The organism is Cysteiniphilum halobium (genome assembly GCF_003574425.1).
In the GTDB taxonomy this organism is placed as follows: Bacteria; Pseudomonadota; Gammaproteobacteria; order Francisellales; family Francisellaceae; genus Caedibacter; species Caedibacter halobius.
In genome coordinates, this window is the sequence record NZ_QLIU01000057.1 from 12,391 (window position 1) to 30,882 (window position 18,492).

11 protein-coding genes are annotated in these 18,492 nt (G+C 38.5%); 5 read left to right on the plus strand and 6 right to left on the minus strand.

The genetic code is table 11. The annotated features are described in order from the left end of the window. Positions 1-25: 25 nt before the first annotated feature. Genes hutI through hutG form a run of 4 tightly spaced genes read right to left on the minus strand, consistent with a single transcriptional unit; the run spans position 26 to position 5,490 of the window. Positions 26-1,222, minus strand: a complete 1,197-nt coding sequence (gene hutI / locus DNK85_RS09620; RefSeq protein ID WP_119329360.1) for an imidazolonepropionase — start codon at positions 1,220-1,222, stop codon at positions 26-28. Between the two features lie 18 nt (positions 1,223-1,240). Continuing rightward, a complete protein-coding gene (gene hutH, locus DNK85_RS09625) occupies positions 1,241-2,812 on the minus strand; it encodes a histidine ammonia-lyase (protein ID WP_119329361.1) in 1,572 nt (523 codons plus the stop codon). Then, positions 2,809-4,509, minus strand: a complete 1,701-nt coding sequence (gene hutU / locus DNK85_RS09630; RefSeq protein WP_119329362.1) for a urocanate hydratase — start codon at positions 4,507-4,509, stop codon at positions 2,809-2,811. The genes hutH and hutU overlap by 4 nt, the downstream gene beginning before the upstream one ends. Before the next feature lie 27 nt (positions 4,510-4,536). After that, complete coding sequence (hutG, locus tag DNK85_RS09635; protein WP_119329363.1) at positions 4,537-5,490, minus strand: formimidoylglutamase; 954 nt, start codon at positions 5,488-5,490, stop codon at positions 4,537-4,539. A 445-nt stretch (positions 5,491-5,935) separates the two neighbouring features. Between hutG and DNK85_RS12415 the strand changes: the two genes are divergently transcribed. Further along, complete coding sequence (locus tag DNK85_RS12415) at positions 5,936-6,028, plus strand: SDR family oxidoreductase (protein ID WP_119329384.1); 93 nt, start codon at positions 5,936-5,938, stop codon at positions 6,026-6,028. 8 nt (positions 6,029-6,036) lie between these two features. Here DNK85_RS12415 and DNK85_RS09645 read toward each other — a convergent pair whose 3' ends face one another. Continuing rightward, positions 6,037-6,873 carry a helix-turn-helix transcriptional regulator gene (locus DNK85_RS09645; RefSeq protein WP_119329364.1) on the minus strand — a complete coding sequence of 279 codons (837 nt, stop codon included), beginning with the start codon at positions 6,871-6,873 and terminating at the stop codon, positions 6,037-6,039. 192 nt (positions 6,874-7,065) lie between these two features. Between DNK85_RS09645 and DNK85_RS09650 the strand changes: the two genes are divergently transcribed. The 4 genes from DNK85_RS09650 to DNK85_RS09665 all read left to right on the plus strand — a co-directional run bounded on the left by DNK85_RS09650 (position 7,066) and on the right by DNK85_RS09665 (position 17,370). Then, positions 7,066-12,810 carry a hypothetical protein gene (locus tag DNK85_RS09650; protein ID WP_119329365.1) on the plus strand — a complete coding sequence of 1,915 codons (5,745 nt, stop codon included), beginning with the start codon at positions 7,066-7,068 and terminating at the stop codon, positions 12,808-12,810. Positions 12,811-12,963: 153 nt separating this feature from the next. Beyond that, a complete protein-coding gene (locus DNK85_RS09655) occupies positions 12,964-16,005 on the plus strand; it encodes a hypothetical protein (protein ID WP_119329366.1) in 3,042 nt (1,013 codons plus the stop codon). A 173-nt stretch (positions 16,006-16,178) separates the two neighbouring features. Then, complete coding sequence (locus DNK85_RS09660) at positions 16,179-16,871, plus strand: TSCPD domain-containing protein (RefSeq protein WP_119329367.1); 693 nt, start codon at positions 16,179-16,181, stop codon at positions 16,869-16,871. Between the two features lie 7 nt (positions 16,872-16,878). Beyond that, on the plus strand, positions 16,879-17,370 hold the full coding sequence (locus tag DNK85_RS09665) for a hypothetical protein (protein WP_162896661.1): 492 nt from the start codon (positions 16,879-16,881) through the stop codon (positions 17,368-17,370). 257 nt (positions 17,371-17,627) lie between these two features. Here DNK85_RS09665 and DNK85_RS09670 read toward each other — a convergent pair whose 3' ends face one another. Next, entirely contained in the window at positions 17,628-18,458 is an 831-nt protein-coding gene (locus DNK85_RS09670; protein ID WP_119329369.1) for a hypothetical protein, read from the minus strand. Positions 18,459-18,492 lie beyond the last annotated feature (34 nt).

Below are 18,492 nucleotides of genomic sequence, written 5' to 3' on the forward strand. Positions count from 1 at the left end.
GATCTTAGGGCTGATGCAGCGCATCTTAAACAAGTAACTCACCATCTTTAATGGTTGTTTTGCGATAATTCAATGTTGCATCATAGATGATTTGATTGTAATGCTCGCAATCCCACAAGACTAAATCAGCACATTTACCAATTTCAATACTCCCCTTTTGATCTTGGATGCCAAGTGCATGAGCTGCATTAATCGTTGTTGCTTGAAATGCTTGATAAGGTGTCATGCGAAATAGGGTACATGCCATATTCATCATCAATGGTAATGACAAAAAGGGTGATGAGCCTGGGTTTGCATCAGTAGCAATGGCAATTTTGACGTGGTTATTTAAAAGCTCAGCAACCGGTGGTAATTTGGTTTCACGCAAGAAATAATAAGCGCCAGGTAATAAAACAGCAACTGTGTTTGCCACACGCATTTTAGCAATATCTTCAACGGCAAGGTATTCTAAATGATCAGCAGATAAGGCGTTAAATTGAGCAGCAAGAGCCGCACCTTTTTGATCAGATAATTGCTCGGCATGGAGCTTTAGCTGAAATCCATGTTCTTTGGCATGAGTAAACAGGCGCCTAATTTGCGCATGTGAAAAGCCAATATTCTCACAAAACCCATCAACAACTTGTGCGAGATTTTCTTTTTTCAGCACCGGTAGCATTTTAGCAATAATAAAATCAATATATTGATCCTTATCATCAAATTCAGGTGGCAAAGCATGTGCACCTAAAAAGGTTGGTATAATATCGATGCCTTTTGATGCATCAAGCTTTTGGGCAACTTTTAGCATTTTCATTTCAGTATCGATATCTAAGCCGTAACCAGATTTGATCTCACAACTGGTTGTGCCATATTGCATCATTTGCTTAAGGCGTCTGCGAGCACTGTGATATAACGCATCCAAAGAGGCATTACGCGTCGCCATAACGGTTGAGCGAATGCCGCCACCTTGTTTGGCAATTTCTTCATACGAGACACCATTTAAGCGCATTTCAAACTCATCTGCGCGATTGCCAGCATAGACAAGGTGGGTGTGGCAATCAATGAGCCCTGGAGTTACCAGCTGACCATTATGATCAATGGTTTCACGCGCCTTAGGTAGTGCTGAACCTTTGGCTAAGATATCAATGATCTTGCCTTGATTAATAACTAAGGCGGCATTATCCAAAATACGCTCGTCTTGATCAAAGGTCACAAGGCGCGCATTTTGGATGATCAGATCGTACATGTTATTAACCTTTAATCTTTAAAAAAGTTGCGAGTGAACATCGTTATAGAAAGCATGCTGCTTGATGACATCTGTGGCATTTTCGATATCACGTGCAAAATAGCGATCTTCGTCATAATATGGAACTTTAGCACGAATCTGGCGATATTTGCTATCCAATATGGGCGATGTTTTAAGCGGTGCTCTCAATGAGATCCCTTGACAAGCAGCAAGTACTTCAATACTTAAGATAGACAATACATTTTGAGCAATTGTATTTAATTTGCGTGCGGCAAAAGTTGCCATACTGACGTGATCTTCTTGATTGGCAGACGTCGGTAGGCTATCAACAGATGCCGGATGGGCTAGCGTTTTATTCTCACTGGCTAGAGATGAGGCCGTAACATGTGCCAACATAAAGCCTGAGTTAAGTCCAGCATTTTCTATTAAAAAAGCCGGTAAGCCGCTTAAATGTTTATCGATCAAAAGGGCGATACGACGCTCAGAAATCGCACCTATTTCAGCACAAGCAATACTTAGCATATCGGCACTCATGGCGACCATTTCAGCGTGGAAATTGCCACCGGATATGATCTCTTTGGTTTCTGGTAGGATTAACGGGTTATCAGAAACGCCATTGGCTTCATTTAATAAATTGCGTTTAGCATCATTGATTACTTGCCATGCTGCACCCATTACCTGCGGTTGGCAACGTAATGAGTATGGGTCTTGTACTTTACTACAATGATCATGTGAGTGCATAATCTCACTGTTGTCCAGTAAATTGTGCATCACTTTTGAGAAAATGATTTGACCCTCAATGCGTTTGATCTTGGAAATAACGGGATCAAATGGCTTCATGCTGCCAAAGGTTGCCTCAATACTTAAAGCACCAGCAATAGCAGCAATACTGAAGTTGCGCTCAACGTTAATCAGTCCCATCAAAGCAATCGCCGTTGATGCTTGAGTGCCATTAAGTAGTGCTAAGCCTTCTTTTTCTTGAAGCTCAATAGCATTTAACCCAGCTTGCTTTAAAGCATCTTGTGCATTGATACGTTGGCCTTGATAATTAACCTCACCTTCGCCAATTAAGGGCATACTCATATGTGCTAAAGGTGCTAAGTCGCCTGATGCACCAACTGAGCCTTGCTCAGGGATCAGAGGGTAAATACCATGGTTATAAAATGCGATTAATGCATCTAAGGTTTGTTGTGTTATCCCTGAATAGCCTTGTGCAAGGCTGTTGATTTTAAGCAGCATGATGAGCTTAACCGTGTCATTATCTAATAGTTTGCCAACACCGGTAGCATGAGAGAGAACGATGCGGCGTTGCAGCTCTTTTAGATCAGCTGTTGGAATTTTTTGATTTGCCAGTAAGCCAAAACCAGTATTAATACCATAGACCGTTTTACCTTCTTTAAGCACTTCTTCAACAATACCGCGAGATATTGCAATTTTAGCATATGCACGATCATCTAGATGTATGGGGCACGCGCTATTAAGTAGCAGCTGAATGTTCTGAAGGGTAAGCTTACCTGGGATTAAGCAAAAACTTTGCGGGTTAAATGCATTTCTACTGGCTGTATTTGTTTGATTTATTACTTCACTCATATGAAAGCCTCTGTTTTGGCTAAAGAGCAATTACCATCTTGTGTTTTGGTGTTAATCATGGGTAGATTTAGTCCTTTCTCTTTGGCACAATTAATGGCGATATCATAACCCGCATCCGCATGACGCATGACACCTGTGCCTGGATCATTCGTTAATACGCGCTGTAAACGTTTGGCAGCTGCATCAGTTCCATCAGCAACAATAACGACACCTGCGTGTTGAGAAAAGCCCATACCTACACCTCCACCGTGATGTAGACTAACCCAAGTAGCACCTCCAGCAGTATTTAGTAATGCATTTAATAATGGCCAATCAGATATAGCATCAGAGCCATCTTTCATGCTTTCCGTTTCGCGATTTGGACTTGCAACAGAGCCTGAGTCTAAATGATCACGACCGATAACAATAGGACCTTTAAGTTCGCCACTTTTAACCATTTCATTAAATGCCAAGCCAAGGCGGGCACGATCTCCCAGACCAACCCAGCAAATGCGTGCTGGAAGACCTTGAAATGCAATACGCTCTTTTGCCATATCAAGCCAGTTATGTAGATGCTTATCGTCTGGCATAAGCTCTTTGACTTTTTGGTCAGTTTTATAGATATCTTCAGGGTCACCCGATAAAGCAACCCATCTAAAAGGACCAATTCCCTGGCAAAAAAGTGGGCGAATGAATGCCGGTACAAAGCCTGGGAAATCAAACGCATTTTGTAAGCCCTCATCAAAAGCGACTTGGCGAATGTTATTACCATAGTCAAAGGTTGGAATGCCTTGTTTTGCAAATTCAAGCATAGCTTGGACATGGACTTTCATCGATTTTTTAGCTTCAGTAACAACTAATTCAGGATTGCTTTGACGCTCTTTTTTGGCTTTGTCTAGACTCCAGCCAATTGGTAGATAGCCATTTAATGGATCATGTGCGCTGGTTTGGTCTGTTACTGCATCAGGCTTAATACCACGCTTGACCATTTGAGGTAAAATCTCAGCGGCATTTCCTAAAAGTCCGACAGAAATCGCACGCTTTTCAGCGCAGGCTTTATTGATAATAGCCATTGCCTCATCAAGCGTTTTGGCTTTGTAGTCAACGTATTTTGTGCGTAATCTAAAATCAATGCGACTTTCATCGCATTCAATCGCTAGAACACAAGCGCCGGCTAAAACACCCGCAAGTGTTTGTGCTCCACCCATACCACCTAATCCTGCTGTTAGAATCCATTTCCCAGATAAATCACCGTCATAATACTGGCGACCCATTTCAACAAATGTTTCATAGGTTCCTTGAACAATGCCTTGTGAACCGATATAAATCCAAGATCCTGCAGTCATTTGCCCAAACATCATTAGGCCTTTTTTATCAAGCGCATTAAAGTGCTGCCAGTCTGACCAGTGTGGGACAAGATTCGAGTTAGCAATCAATACGCGTGGTGCATCAGTGTGTGTTTTAAACACACCTACAGGCTTTCCAGATTGGATAAGGAGAGTTTCGTCATCTTCAAGTTTCTCTAAACATTCAACGATCTTATCAAAGCATTCCCAGTTGCGTGCAGCTTTCCCAATGCCGCCATAAACAACAAGATCTTGTGGATGCTCAGCAATATCAGGATCTAAGTTATTCATCAACATGCGAAGAGGGGCTTCAGTTAACCATGATTTGGCTGTAAGTTTTGTGCCTGTTGCGGCTTTGATTGTACGTGACATAATGTAAATTCCTCCTATAGGTTTAGGTTAAGCTTGCAGAAAATTAGCAAGAAGAGCTGCTGCAAGCTTGGCGGTTCTGTTATCGATATCTTTTTTTGGATTAAGCTCAACGATATCTAAAGCGACAACTTTATCGGATTGTTTAAGCTTGCGTAAAGCATTTATGACAAAAATGCTATCAATGCCTAATGCTTGCGGAGCACTAACGCCTGGGGCAAGGGCTGCTTGGAAAACATCAAGACATAGTGTGATATAGATTTGCTGATGTTTTGCCATAATGTTGTCAATAAATGATAAATCTTGTGGATTACTATTGATGTGTTCAGCAAGTAAATATTGTGTATTAGTTGCGTGAGCATAATCAAATAAGCTGTTGGTATTGGCAAGTGGCTGTACACCCAAGCAATAATAATCAAAATTCAATTGTCGGTTTTGTAGATAACGTGATGCTTGATAAAAAGGGGTACCTGAACTACCAAGACCACCTGTTAAAGTTTCACGTAAATCAAAGTGTGCATCAAAGTTCACAATCGTGGGGTTAAGATTTTCTTTATAAAGACCTTGTAAGTGCCCCCAGGCAGTTTCATGTCCGCCACCGATGACAATCGGTATGGCTTTTAACTGAATGGTTTTGGCAACATACTTTGCTAACAGCTGTTGTGCAGACTCAAGATCTTCATTATCACAATAAACATTCCCTGCGTCATAAAGCATGTGCTTATTATCTAGATGTGTCGCTAAGTTAAAAAATGCACGTCTAAAGCACTCAGGTCCTTCTTTAGCACCAACAACACCCTGATTACGTTTAACACCCTCATCACAGCAAAATCCAATTAGGATAAAATTTTGTTTGTCACTTTCGAATGTGTCGATAGGTTGATTGAGATCAATACTTTTAATCAGTTGATGGAAATACTCATTGTTAACATCTGTAATGCGAGAAGCATAGGTTGATGCACTATTAGCAGGCAGGTATTTCATAAGATTAAAAGGTGTACTTAGATTACAGGATGTGTAATATCTTTACCAATAAAGTGCTTGATCGCAACCTTGATCTGCAAAATTATTTAAAAATTAAGTGGTGGAATATGTAATTTATAGGACTTATGCATTTTAATGTGATCCCACTTTGAGCGATAAAAATAGGTTGGATGATGATAAAAGCAAGCTGCTATACCTAGGATTATTAATCAAATAATAGTTTGAATATAGATGCACTTAACATGATGTTAAAAAATTCCATGATAATTCATGTTGAGTTTGGTATCACTCAAATGGAGGAAACTTATGACGATATATATAAAAAATGGTTAGGATGGAATTAACCCAGGCCCTATCTATATTTCAGGATCATTCTGTCATCAATGCGTAAGTCTTAATTTAATTTTATTGCTTGTTTTGATGCTAGAATTCTAAGTTATATGAAATTGGGACTGTTGCTCTTTTCTTAGCATCACGATACAGCAGTTATATTACAGGACAAGATATTGTCGTTGATGGAGGAATGGGGTTATCATAAAATTATTTTTAATCTTCATAGGTCATAATAATTTGTGCAACTGTTTCAAGTTCATCTTTATTAATAAGCTCGAGCTTTTCAATTAATTCAAGAATAATATTTTGAATATAGCGATAAGAATGCCCTGATTGGCGGGCAATATCCTTTGCTGAACCACCTGCTGCAATGGTTTTAAGGTGCATAAGTTCACTTTCAGTGAGATTATAAAGTGCTTGGATTAAAGCAAGTCTGGGTTGTTCAAGCTGTGGCGTGTTTTGTGCTTGCAAGCGTTTTATATCCTCGGCAGAAGGGGTTAATAACTGTTGGATATGAATACGTTTATAAATAAGGTTCATCGTTGAGCGTAAGCGCTGGAAATATTGGGCTTTTTTCTTAAAGCTGCATAAGTTAAATGCAGCTTTAGTGGTATTAAAAAGTAAGACATCTTTATAATCAGCATAGAGTCTTTCAGTGACGAGTGTTAAGTACTCATCAAAGTTTTGCTTGGCATGCTGTTGTTGTGGAAACTCACTATAATCAATGATGCGATAAGCTTCTTGATTAAGTGTGCCATAAAGTGCATCAAGCTGCCAAAACCCAAGTCTAAAATAAGACTTAAGCTCATCAGCTGCGGTACTGCCAATATAATTAAAATCATAGGACTTAGTTACCCGGAAAAAATCAAAACCGATAATGTCATCTTGTGAAATAAGCGTCAAAATGTCTTTAATTGCGCGTTCATTGTACTGACAGTCGCGATAAATTGCTGCCATATCCTTTGTCGATAAATGACTAAACGGACCAAGAAAATATGTGTTTTTTTTATTTTCATCATTCTCATCATTTATTTTATGCTCATTTTTCATGCTTCCATGTCCGTTAACATCTGACTATATCAAGTTTAGATAAGAAACTTAAAGACACAAGTATAAAATACAGGGTGTATTTTATACCCTAATAAGTTTTAGTTTAAAAAACTATAAATATGCTCCCTGGCATAAAAGTGACCAGTTTTGTGTTTGTAATGTTAAATATCAGAATAATCCAAAGAGGAGCATATGAAAAATAATCTTATTTCTAACCCATTTAATAAATTTGGTTTACCCATTAAATTAAGTTGCATTGCTGTTGCCGTTGTGCTTTCCGGTTGTGGTGGAGGAGGTGGCTCAAGCTCAAGTGATACACCAGTAACTGCTGTACTTGCAGCAAGTAATAGCAATAACTACTTATGTCAAGCAGCAGAAAACGGCGATTCCAGTTGTAGTGATAGCGTGACGATTGCCAATAATGGTGGTAATACAATAACCGGTGTTGGTACGGCAATAAATGGCAGTGCCATGATACAGCAGGCATATTTTGATGCGCTGCCAGAAGGATGTAGTGCCACCTTTAATAGTGATGCAACAAATACTTGCTTGCAAAGTGATGGCTCTTACAAAACACTAGCAACGGGTGAGCAATGTCAGCTTGCTTTTAGCGTATCATGTCACTCTCCTGTGCATTTAGATACGAATCTTACGATTAAATATCAGCATAGTAATACTGATTTTTCTCTTAATGCGCCTGTGAATCAAACCTTTTTGGCAAGTAATAATTTTACGTATTCGGTTGAGCAAACACCTTTAGAGATTATGTTAGGTGCTGATAGTAGTATTGTATTGACAAATAAATCAGATCAAACTTTGCGTCATCTAAAGCTTGTATTACCTGCTGTTTTATCTGGTTTAAGTACGGATGCACATTTGCACATTGATGCATTAAAACCTGGTGAAAGTGCTACACTAGAGTTTCAATTGCCCGATGACGTTTCTAAAGAGACGATCACCAATGCATTGAATGAGTTTTATGTTGTTGCAGATAACCTTAAAAGAACGATGATTCAAAATATTGATATCAATAGCGGTTTAGAAATTGAATCAGCACCAACAACTGAGCTCAATAGTACAGAGACACTCTATCCGGTAACCTTAAAGAATAATACCAATCAAAACTACAATCATGTCAGTATTGCATTATTGGATAGCCAAGGTCATGTTATTCAGCAAGGGATAAGTGTTGATCAAAGCCAGCTAAGTGTTTTGGCTAATTCAACCAAAACGCTTTATATTAAGCTTAATAGTGATGTTGCCGAGCTCGTTGTTAAAGTTCGTATTGATTATCAAACACACTCAGGAAATCAAACAAAAGCGTTAGATTACCAATTAGATATTGATGCTTTAATCAAAGCGCAATCACTAAGCGTGAATAGTCATGTATTACCGTATATTGATCATTTGGTTAAGACATTAACGATTACCAATAATGGTGAATTTGATTGGTATCCTTCAACAAATGCAAGTGACTATGAAGTTGCCGGTGAAGGCATTTCAGTGAGTACGTCTTCAACAGGGCAAAGCTGTTTAAGTGGCAAAGTAGTTAAGCCTGGAGACTCTTGTACATTAAATGTAAGTTACACCAAAGATATTGCTCAAAATGTACCCTCAAGTGCCACCATTCAAATTCCATTGGGTGCTAATGCTGCACAAGATGGTGTTAAAACAGTAAGCTTAAGCTTGATTGATCAAAAGGTATCATTGTCATCTGAGTATCAACTGATTCCTTATGTGCTTAATACAACGGATGGTCAGGCAATATACCGTTTATTATTATCCAATGATGATCAGGATATGATGACAAATATTAAAGTGCATTTGCCTCAGGGCTACAAAAGCGTTGATGATCCCTTGTCAGATGCTAATGCGTGTCACGATGGTATGAGCTTGGCAAGAGGTGCAAGCTGTGTGTTAAGCGTTGGTCTTATTAATCCGACAGATCTTGGTGCTATTGCTCAAGGGAAAATCAGTATTGATGCTGATATTAATGCACAAGCACACCAAAATATTGCGCAACTTGACCTATCAGCGCTTAATGTACTTGCTGCAGCAAGCAGTGATAGCAGTGCTGTATTACCAAGTGTTAGTTTAAGTGAAGCCACACCAAGTAGCATGAATAATGAGCGTATACAAATCGCATTGAAGAATAATAGCCAGCAAGATATTGTCAATTTAGCATTACATTTACCTCAAGATTTACGTGATTTATTGACAGCTGAAAGTCAGTCAAGCTTAATGATCCCTGTGTTAAAGCAAGGACAGTCTTATATCTTTACATTGAGCTTTAACTCAAGCGTTGCTGCTGAGAGCTATATTGATGCGCACTATGATTCATTGGTAACGAATCAAGCGACTCATGGCTTAAGCTTAACAGCAGCTAACATGTTAGCACTTTATCCAAGCTTTGCAGTGGCTAAATATACGCTAGAGGCAGATAATCAAACATTAACAACGACTGAGAATCAATCGATTAGTTTACATAATCCAACAACAAGCCCGATGGTTGTTAATACATTGACTTTAAATCATGGTATTACGGGTGTGATGCTTGATCCTGAGCTTCATTTTCCATTAACGCTTGATGCTAATAGTACAGTGCAGATCCCGCTTGAGGTGAGTAGCTCAGCAGAGGGTAGTGCGATGTATCAAGTAGATTATAGCCTCAATAATCAAAATAAATCACTGCAAAAACAAATCAGTGTTGATAATCAGATAACAAGTAATGATATTAATATCACCCCTAATTTTTTAAGCCAGATGCAAAAGCCGCTAGCAGAAGGCAGTACGTTGCAAAAAACACTAATGATAACTAATAATGGTCAATTTGATTGGCATATGAGTGATGACAGTGCTGATTATAAGGTCATTGATTTAGCAAATAACGAGCTTGCCCAAGGGGTAACCCTTGCTCCAGCGCAATCTAGCTGCTTAAGTGCAGGTAGTATTGCGCCTGGGCAAAGTTGTACATTAGTATTTGATCTAAATCATACCGCACCTGATCAGATCGCCCTTGAGATTGCTGCCAAAAACAATTTGGCAGATGCTAAAAACATCGTCTATACAACAACGACAAATGCTTATTTATTTAACCCTGTTGACGCAGGATTTATGCCAAGCAAGGTCAAGGCTTCGACAATAGGAGGAGATGAGTATCCGGTGTACGTGAGTTATCAGCTAACAAATCATGCCTCTCATGCCATAACATTAGATAGTACTCCAGGCTTTAGCTTAGAAGGATTATCAGATATCAACATAGCAAGTGAGGCTGAGATAAGCAGCTGTATAGATGGTATGACATTACAATCCGGTGAACATTGTACCATTAGAAGAAAGCTTATATTTAATAGTGCTACAGCATTAACCGAAGCAGTCAATGGCTTTGTCAATGTCCATGCGATAATCGATGGACAAAACATACAGCTTTTGCATCAAGCACTCACGGTAGGTGGTGATAGTGGCGTGGATTATATATCGCCTCAATTAAGTGATTTAACCCTAATAGCAGGGAAAGTAAATACGCTTGAAATCACCAATCCATCGCAATATGAAAGCTTAAGTGGTGTGAGAGTGCATATCCCTGAAGTCTTAACAGGAGCCAATGATAGTCTTGTGATTAACACATTAGCGCCATCACAGTCTTATCAGTTTAGTTTCACACCTGCAATGGATCAAAGTGTATCTGATTGGCTAAATGCCAATAAAGATAGCTTACTAGATAATGCACAAAGCTGCTTGATTTATGCCACCGCATCTAATGGTAATAAAGTTTGCCCATCTGTTGATGTCAAGGCACCATTTGATTTAGCAGATTCAAGTATTAATGTTGAATCACCTGGGGATCATTTTTATCAATTTGAATATAGTGGAACTTCACAAACGCAGCTTGAAAATATTACTTTGATTGCGGGAGATAGCGTTGGTTTAAGCCTTGTAGATGATCATACGACTTATCCATTGACATTACATTATGGCGATTTAAAGAGTGTTAGCCTAAGCGCAGAGCCTGATAGTTATGTCGCTAATAATGGTGTTAAACCAAAGCTTGAGATCACCTTAAGTGGTGGTGTTAAATATGATGTTCCGATAAACCTTACACAAAACAAGGCGCAATTAACACATGGTAATTTATACATGCTTAGCCCACAGCAAGGTGCAACAAGCACTGTTAATATGACGATTGAGAATACAGGCGCATTTAACTGGCAAATTCCAACTGCAACAAGCTTAACAAATGATATACATTTTTATAATCAAGCAGGGCAGCTAGTTAGCGCAAACTTTGCGGTGGTGGGTACCACGACAAAATCTTGTACTGCATTAACCTCATTGGCAGCTGGTGAGAGTTGCAATTTAACGATTGAGGCGCACAGTAATGCTGTCACAGGTGATTATAATATGCAAGTTTCCCCGGATCTTCATTTGACGATTGATGGTGGTAAGCTCAACTTGCATGTTGTTGATGAGTTAGGTTTTGAAAGTCATGTTGACAGTGGTGAAGTTGGTTTAAATACCCAAGCAATTACCTTATCAAACTACACGTCTCTTGCCAAAGATGTAGACATTAACATGCCACAAAATCACAATGCTTATCAAGTGTTAACGATAGGCAGTAATTCGCCATGGTGTACAGAAGTTACTTGTCCTGAGTCGTGTGATATCGATAATGGTAAGGTGCTCATGCCAGCGGCAACAATCGATGGAGAGGATATTATCCCAAGTCAATGTAAAGTCTATGTTCATAAAACAAATGATCCGGCACTTAATATTGATCATATATCTATTGGCTTGCCAGGACAGATGAAAAGCTATGAACTAAAGCCATTACAAAATCTATATTTGATGAAAGACAATAAGCTATATCATAATATTTTAGACAAAGCAGATGGCTTTCTATTTGATGTCAATAATTGGCAAGAGATAGGACAAACCTCAACAGAGGGTTCTAGTGTTGCTGATTTAGCAACAGATGATCATGGCAATGTTTATGCTGATGGGCGTTATACGGCACTTTATCAACTAACTAATCAAGGAATGCAGTTGGTTGCCAATTCAACAAAGAATGTCAGCATTACATCTCTTCAGTTTAATAAAGGATATTTATATGCTACGGTGTCTCAAGATGAAGAGATCTATCGTATTCCTGTTGATGAAATTGGTGTGCCAGGTGCGCCAAGCTCGCCAACATGGCAGAAGTATTATGATGCACCAACTGGGTATTACTATTTGGGTGAATTAAACACGCTACCATTTACACTTAAAAATGATAATCCTGATACACCAACTTTGTTGATGATCTCCGAGTATAAGAATAATGGTAATGTTGCATTATACAGTAACAATAAGTGGAACAATTTGGAGTCTATCCCTGACCATAACCCACCGGCGGGTTCAGGTCAATATGGACAGATTTTCACCTTGGCGGTTAACCCAAGAATACAATTAACACCAGTGCCGCACTATGATATTTTGTTTGGGACACATCCGACAGGTACGTCACTAAAGGGCGGTGATTCAACAATGAAAAGAGTATACAAAGCCGTATTGGGCTGTAAAGAAAATGGCGTTTTATCGGTGATTACGGGTAATGGTCAGTGTCAAGCAAGTGACATGGTATTAATTGATCCGGCAAGTTTGGCAGGCGAGCTTACAGAGGGCTATCAGCGAATAAGCCAATCAGTTAACCCATACTATGGCGTGTTAAATCTGCAAATTGTCTATAATCCTGTGAGTTTAGTCGATCAGTATATCTATATGTTAGGCAGGCGTGAGTTTACGCATTCGACTACTGATGGTTCCGTCAATGAAATGTATATGATGGGTTATGATAAAAATTCACCATGGCAGAGTGAAAATCCAATCCCAATGCTAGGGTCATCTCCTAAGTTTCAAGATATTACTGTGGTCAATGGTATGCAGATCAAAAAACAGTAATTACTAAAAAGAAAGCATAGAGTGTATTTTATACACTTACCTTCTTATAGTGTGTTTAGTACACTTTGCAATCTAACAAGATCCATAGCAATCATAGTGTTATGGATCTTAAATTTATCTCTGTCATTTAAAAATAGTCAAAGAGGAATAGGTATGCCTTGGATTAAGAAATCAGTATTTTGTTTAACTACTATGATAGTGTTAGCTATGACCGGTTGTGGTGGCAGTACTAGCAGCAGCTCGACACCGGATACGAGTCCTTTGGCAGTCAGTAGTGATTTGCCTGAGCAATTAACGTCAGAGACGGCAATAGATAGAAGCTCAGAGGTCAAAGTTGAAGTGAAAGTAGGCATGAATCAAACCCTTGAAATGAATCAAGTCGGTGCTGCAGAGTCACAATCAAGATCTGTGTATATTACCTCGGTATCAATATCGCCAACAGTTGCTCAATATGTTCATCTTGAGCCTTATCATGAAGATTCATGTTGGTCAAATGGTGTCGGCGCAAATCTGCAAGCCGGACAAAGTTGTTATCTTTACTATAGTGTTGAATCCTTAACACCAACTACCATTAATGGTGATGTTAAGATAACACTCAGTGGTGCCTCTGAAAAAATGATTGAAGTGCCTGTAAAAACAACGTTTAAACCCGCCAATGAAATGACAAATGTGTTGCAGTTGCAATCCTCAATCACAATGACACCGGGCAATGTTATGCAATTTGTTATTTATAACCCTAATAAGGAAACAGTAAAGGGAATAAAGGTTGATTTAAGTCATGCACCAGATGTAGTTATTGCAGCTTTGGATTTACAAGATATTGACGGTGGAAATTATAATGCGGTAACCAAGATGATTTCAGCTAATACAACAATGTTAGCACCTAAACAAACAACAACTATATCTCTACATGTTAAACCTGATGAAAACCTTGCTGGTGCGGCAATTAAGTATAGCTATCAAGCACTGGAGCAAAACAGCTACCATAATAAGCCGATTTTTCAGGTGATTGCAGATAATGCACAAGATTTGATTCCAGTTAGAATCAATGCCTATTCAGTACCGGCAACCCTATCAAGTCTTGATATTAAAACGCCAGGTGAATATCAACAGACTTTCATCAATCATAGTACTCGGGAAATGATGATTAAAAATATTGATTTTACGTTGCCACAAGGTGTGACACTTAAAAATACGCAAGATATGTGTCAAAAAGATACTATATTAGCAGCGGGAGGGCATTGTGTATTGTCATATCAGGCGGCAGATAATGCTTATCAAACAAAGGATTTTAACAAGCGCTTTGCCAATATTAATTATTTTTCTGATCAAATGTTTTATAGCACCAAAGACCAAGTTTCTAATCAAGATATAACGATTGCAGGTGCGGATGTTGCCTTTAAAGAAGCATCGCATTACATCAATATGGATTCGCATAATAGCGTGATCAATGTTGCGATTGTTAATCATGGTGCCTTTGCTTGGCAACTGCCTAATAGTTTGGATGCATTTCAGTTATATCAAAACACAACAAATCAACCACTACAAGGTGACTATCTGAGTGTTGTTGCGCCAACCAATGGTCAAGTATCCTGTACAACTGGCGCGACATTAGCGGTAAATGGTACGTGTTATGTTGGAGTTAAATATACGCAGTTAACCTCACCACCCGATGATAAAGGCTATCGGTTAAGCCTGACAAAACAAACCAATATGGCGGCGGCAATTGATACAAATATCTATTTAAGCAAAAGTGGAGTTAATGCCGAAATATCGCAAGATAATGATACAGTTTACCCGAGTATTAAATCGGTTAAACTCACCAATACCAATTTTAGTAACGAGTCAGTTTTAGTGTCATTGACTAACGACAATCTTAAGCAGTTTTCCGTATACGATGGCACGCAAGCGTGGTGTAGTACAAATACTTGTCCTAAATCATGCTTTAACAGTGATCAGTTATTTACAAAAGGGCAGACTAATACATTAACACTTGATGCCTATTCCGCAAAGCGTGATAACACTTGTTATATTTATGTTAAAGCGCAGAATGTAAATGCGGGAGATAAAGCAACTGCCTTATTGCAGATTGACAAGCTCGGTGCTAATGCGAATGAAGATAAAATATTTAATTTTACGGCAAATGGCAGTTTATATGCAGTGTTGAGGAAAATGGTTAGTTCATATATTTATCAATACGATATAAAGGGTTGGCACAAGGTTGCTAGCAAGACAATAGGTCAAAACACCTTTAATACGTTCATCTCTGGAATGACTATTTCGCCAAAAGGAGTGGTTTATTATGCAAGTGGTACAGATGCGCATAGTGATCTTCCGCCGTATACTATAAAACGAGTTGCATCAATATCAACAGTAGGTTATATGAAGCCTTATAGCTTTTATAGTATGAGTGATGCATTAGGTGATTTAAGTCAAAGCACACATATTGAAGTCAACGGTTCGGGGCAAATTATCGTGTCAAATGTCGCAATGACAGAAAATGGGCATGTGGATATGGTTCAAGCCTCTGTCAATGATTTTGATGGTTGGGGTAAGTTGGCAACACCTGTTCCATCAACGATTAATGATGCAATACCAATGACTTTAGATGATAAAGGTGACTTATATTACATAGCAACTCAACAAGGCCAAGCCTACAAATTAACTAACCAAAACGACACTCCATTAACGCAAATGGTTGCTAAAGCATTTGGTGCTATCAAGGTGTTTAACATGGGGAAAACGGAAAATGGAGAGATTTATCAAAGCATGAAATGCACTGAAAATGATCAAGACATGATTTGTATTGAGGTGCTTAAGAACAACATGTGGCAACAAATAGCAGGCTTTCCAGCAAATGGTAGTCCCAATGTATCGGTTGCATTTGATAACAATGACAATGTTTACTTTTCTTCACTGAACACTCATGCGGTTTATTTTACAAATAAAAATATGCCAGAGCAGGTACTAGGTGCAGATTCTAACCCATTTAAACAAGCCAGTGTTTATGGTGTAAAAACGATTAATGATATGGTTTATGCATTAGCAAGTAATGGTTTGTATACATATGATCAAACACAAGCTAAATGGCAGTTATTAGCCAATTTACCAGAAGCCAATTTAAGTGAAAATCCAGAGATTATGAATAATCTGTATGTGGCGACGCAATTGGATATAAGCACCGATAGCCATTAATTTTAACTGCATCAACTAAGATTTATTACGCTTAAAAAAGTAAAGCAAAACTTCAACGAATTATCGATTGTATTCGTGAGAATGCTCAGGCAAAATAAGACAACTTTTGATGCGTGATTTATCACAAGTGTTTTTTGTTAACCGTTTAGAATAAAAGAGCTAAAAGAGTAAAAATGGCAGTTAAAATAGAGAAAAAAATCACAGGCTTTAATATTGTCAAACCCGATGACGGATCAAACAATATTGCAGTCAAACCAGCAAAAAAAGAAAAATCACATCAGCAAATGAGTGAAAATATCAAGCGTCCAGAGTCATTGCTTGGTGAAACGTATAAGATTAAGCCGCCGCAGGCAGAGCATGCATTGTATGTGACGATTAATGATATTATTTTAAATGAAGGTACACAGCATGAAATGCGTCGTCCATTTGAGATTTTCTTAAGCTCTAAAAATATGGAGCACTTCCAATGGACCATTGCTTTGACTTTGATTATCTCAGCGGTTTTTCGCAAAGGGGGTGATATTACCTTTTTGGTTGAAGAGTTAAGATCTGTTTTTGATCCTAATGGCGGTTATCTAAAGCGTGGTGGGAAGTATATTCCTTCATTAGTTTCTGAAATTGGTGATGTGATTGAAAAGCATTTGAAGAAAATTGGCATGCTACCAGATGATGAGTTAGATGAAGAGCAAAAGCAATATATCGCTGCTAAGCGTCAAGAGCTAGATCAGCGTCAACAGCCAAGTAATGATGCGAGCAATAACTTTCCACCTGAGTCACAACTATGCACCAAATGCAGTACCAAAGCCATGGTGCACATGGATAACTGCCTAACATGCTTAAATTGTGGTTATTCTAAGTGCGGATAAGTTAATAATGCTTTATGCTTTTTTCTATCTTGCTTTTTGTGTTTATCTTGGTTTTTTTCTTAAAAACAAATGGGCGGCATTGCTGCTTGTTATCTCCGTTATAAGTTGGTTTGTCGTACGCTTACCAGAGATTAATGCTGATCTTAGTTGGCGCTTTGCTTTGACGATCATCTCTTATATTACTGAATTTGTGGTGTTACTGTATTTTTTCCCTAAAAAAATCATCCAAATAACGCGCCCGAATGTGCAGAAAAATTTAATTGTGGCAGCGGTGTTATTGGTAATTTTTAGTATTGTCGTTTTATTTAGCAGCCTTGCGATTCCTTATATGCAGCAAGTATTAATGCAGCAAACAAATACTGATATTAACCAAATGTTGTCACAGATCAATTGGCTTTATCGCGTTGGTAGTTTCGCTGGTTGGCTAAGCTTCTTTAGCTATCTTTATCTATGGATTGGTTTAAGTCGGTTTATTATTAAACGCCCTTTAGGTGTTTAACGGGCGTGGGCGTATGCAATACGCCCCTACGAATTTGCTACCTCTTTATATTTGATACTCCCTTCGACTTAGCTCAGGGAGCGGTGGATAATTTAAAGGGAGCATGTAATGATAATAAGCTTCAATACACCCTACGAATTTTAACCTCGCCCCTTGAGGGAGAGGTCGTGCGGCGTAAGCTGCGCGGGTGAGGGGCTACGTTGGCTTAAGCATTAGTCGAAGCCAACAGTTGACTTTGCTCAGGGAACGACGGATATTTAATTGGAAGACGCAGCGATTAATTCCAAAGGAATATTAATATCAATACTATGAGGCAATAAAAGTTTATGCGTGTAATTTTGTGATTGTAAAAAGTGAATCAAAAGCGCTTGTAGCGCTCTAGGTGGCAAGAGTGAGAAGTTTATTTTTTCTAAGATGCCTTTATCATTAATTGTGAGCGTAATCGTTATGCTAAAGGATTTACCAGGTGAGGGTTGTTTGGCAAGATAGTTACGTAAGGCTGTTTGCAATTCTGACATGATGTTGTTTATTTCTTTGGCGCTACTAAAGGCAGAAGAAGCTGAAGTTGTATTTAATCTGATAGTATGATGATCTTTATTAATCGGTTGAGGCGATGATTTATTTGATTTAACTTTTTCAATATTCTTTTTTTTATGTTCATAGCTTAATGGTTTAATTTGTTTTGCTAGTTGGTTTTCAATTTTTAGTTTTGTGTCTTGTATTGTTGTCAATTGAGCATAAGCTACTGTTGATGACTGTTTTGGCTTGTTACTCTGTGTACTTTGTGTATTTGCTGCCGTGAGATTTGTCACGCTATTGAGCGTGTTGTTGCTTACTTTGCTCTGGCTAAGATAAACAATATGTGCAGGAATACTCTCTTTGGTTAGGGCAATATCAATACGCTTATTAGCTGGTTTATTCATATATTTTACAACCATACAACAAAGGGTAATTAGCAAGATAGCACTTATATGTAAAGCTAGTGACAGTACGGTTGCACGCTTCATTATAGAGTGCTTAAATTGGTTAATGGCGCATATTGCAACTGAGGCACTAACCTTACCATCCTTGTCAATATGGATTGCCACGCATCCATGCTAACAATGACAAAAAAGTAAGTCA

Coding starts and splice junctions, on each gene's coding strand:
- hutI (WP_119329360.1), bottom strand. CDS start 1,222: ATGTACGATCTGATCATCCAAAATGCGCGCCTTGTGACCTTTGATCAA.
- hutH (WP_119329361.1), bottom strand. CDS start 2,812: ATGAGTGAAGTAATAAATCAAACAAATACAGCCAGTAGAAATGCATTT.
- hutU (WP_119329362.1), bottom strand. CDS start 4,509: ATGTCACGTACAATCAAAGCCGCAACAGGCACAAAACTTACAGCCAAA.
- hutG (WP_119329363.1), bottom strand. CDS start 5,490: ATGAAATACCTGCCTGCTAATAGTGCATCAACCTATGCTTCTCGCATT.
- DNK85_RS09645 (WP_119329364.1), bottom strand. CDS start 6,873: ATGAAAAATGAGCATAAAATAAATGATGAGAATGATGAAAATAAAAAA.
- DNK85_RS09650 (WP_119329365.1), top strand. CDS start 7,066: ATGAAAAATAATCTTATTTCTAACCCATTTAATAAATTTGGTTTACCC.
- DNK85_RS09655 (WP_119329366.1), top strand. CDS start 12,964: ATGCCTTGGATTAAGAAATCAGTATTTTGTTTAACTACTATGATAGTG.
- DNK85_RS09660 (WP_119329367.1), top strand. CDS start 16,179: ATGGCAGTTAAAATAGAGAAAAAAATCACAGGCTTTAATATTGTCAAA.
- DNK85_RS09665 (WP_162896661.1), top strand. CDS start 16,879: ATGCTTTATGCTTTTTTCTATCTTGCTTTTTGTGTTTATCTTGGTTTT.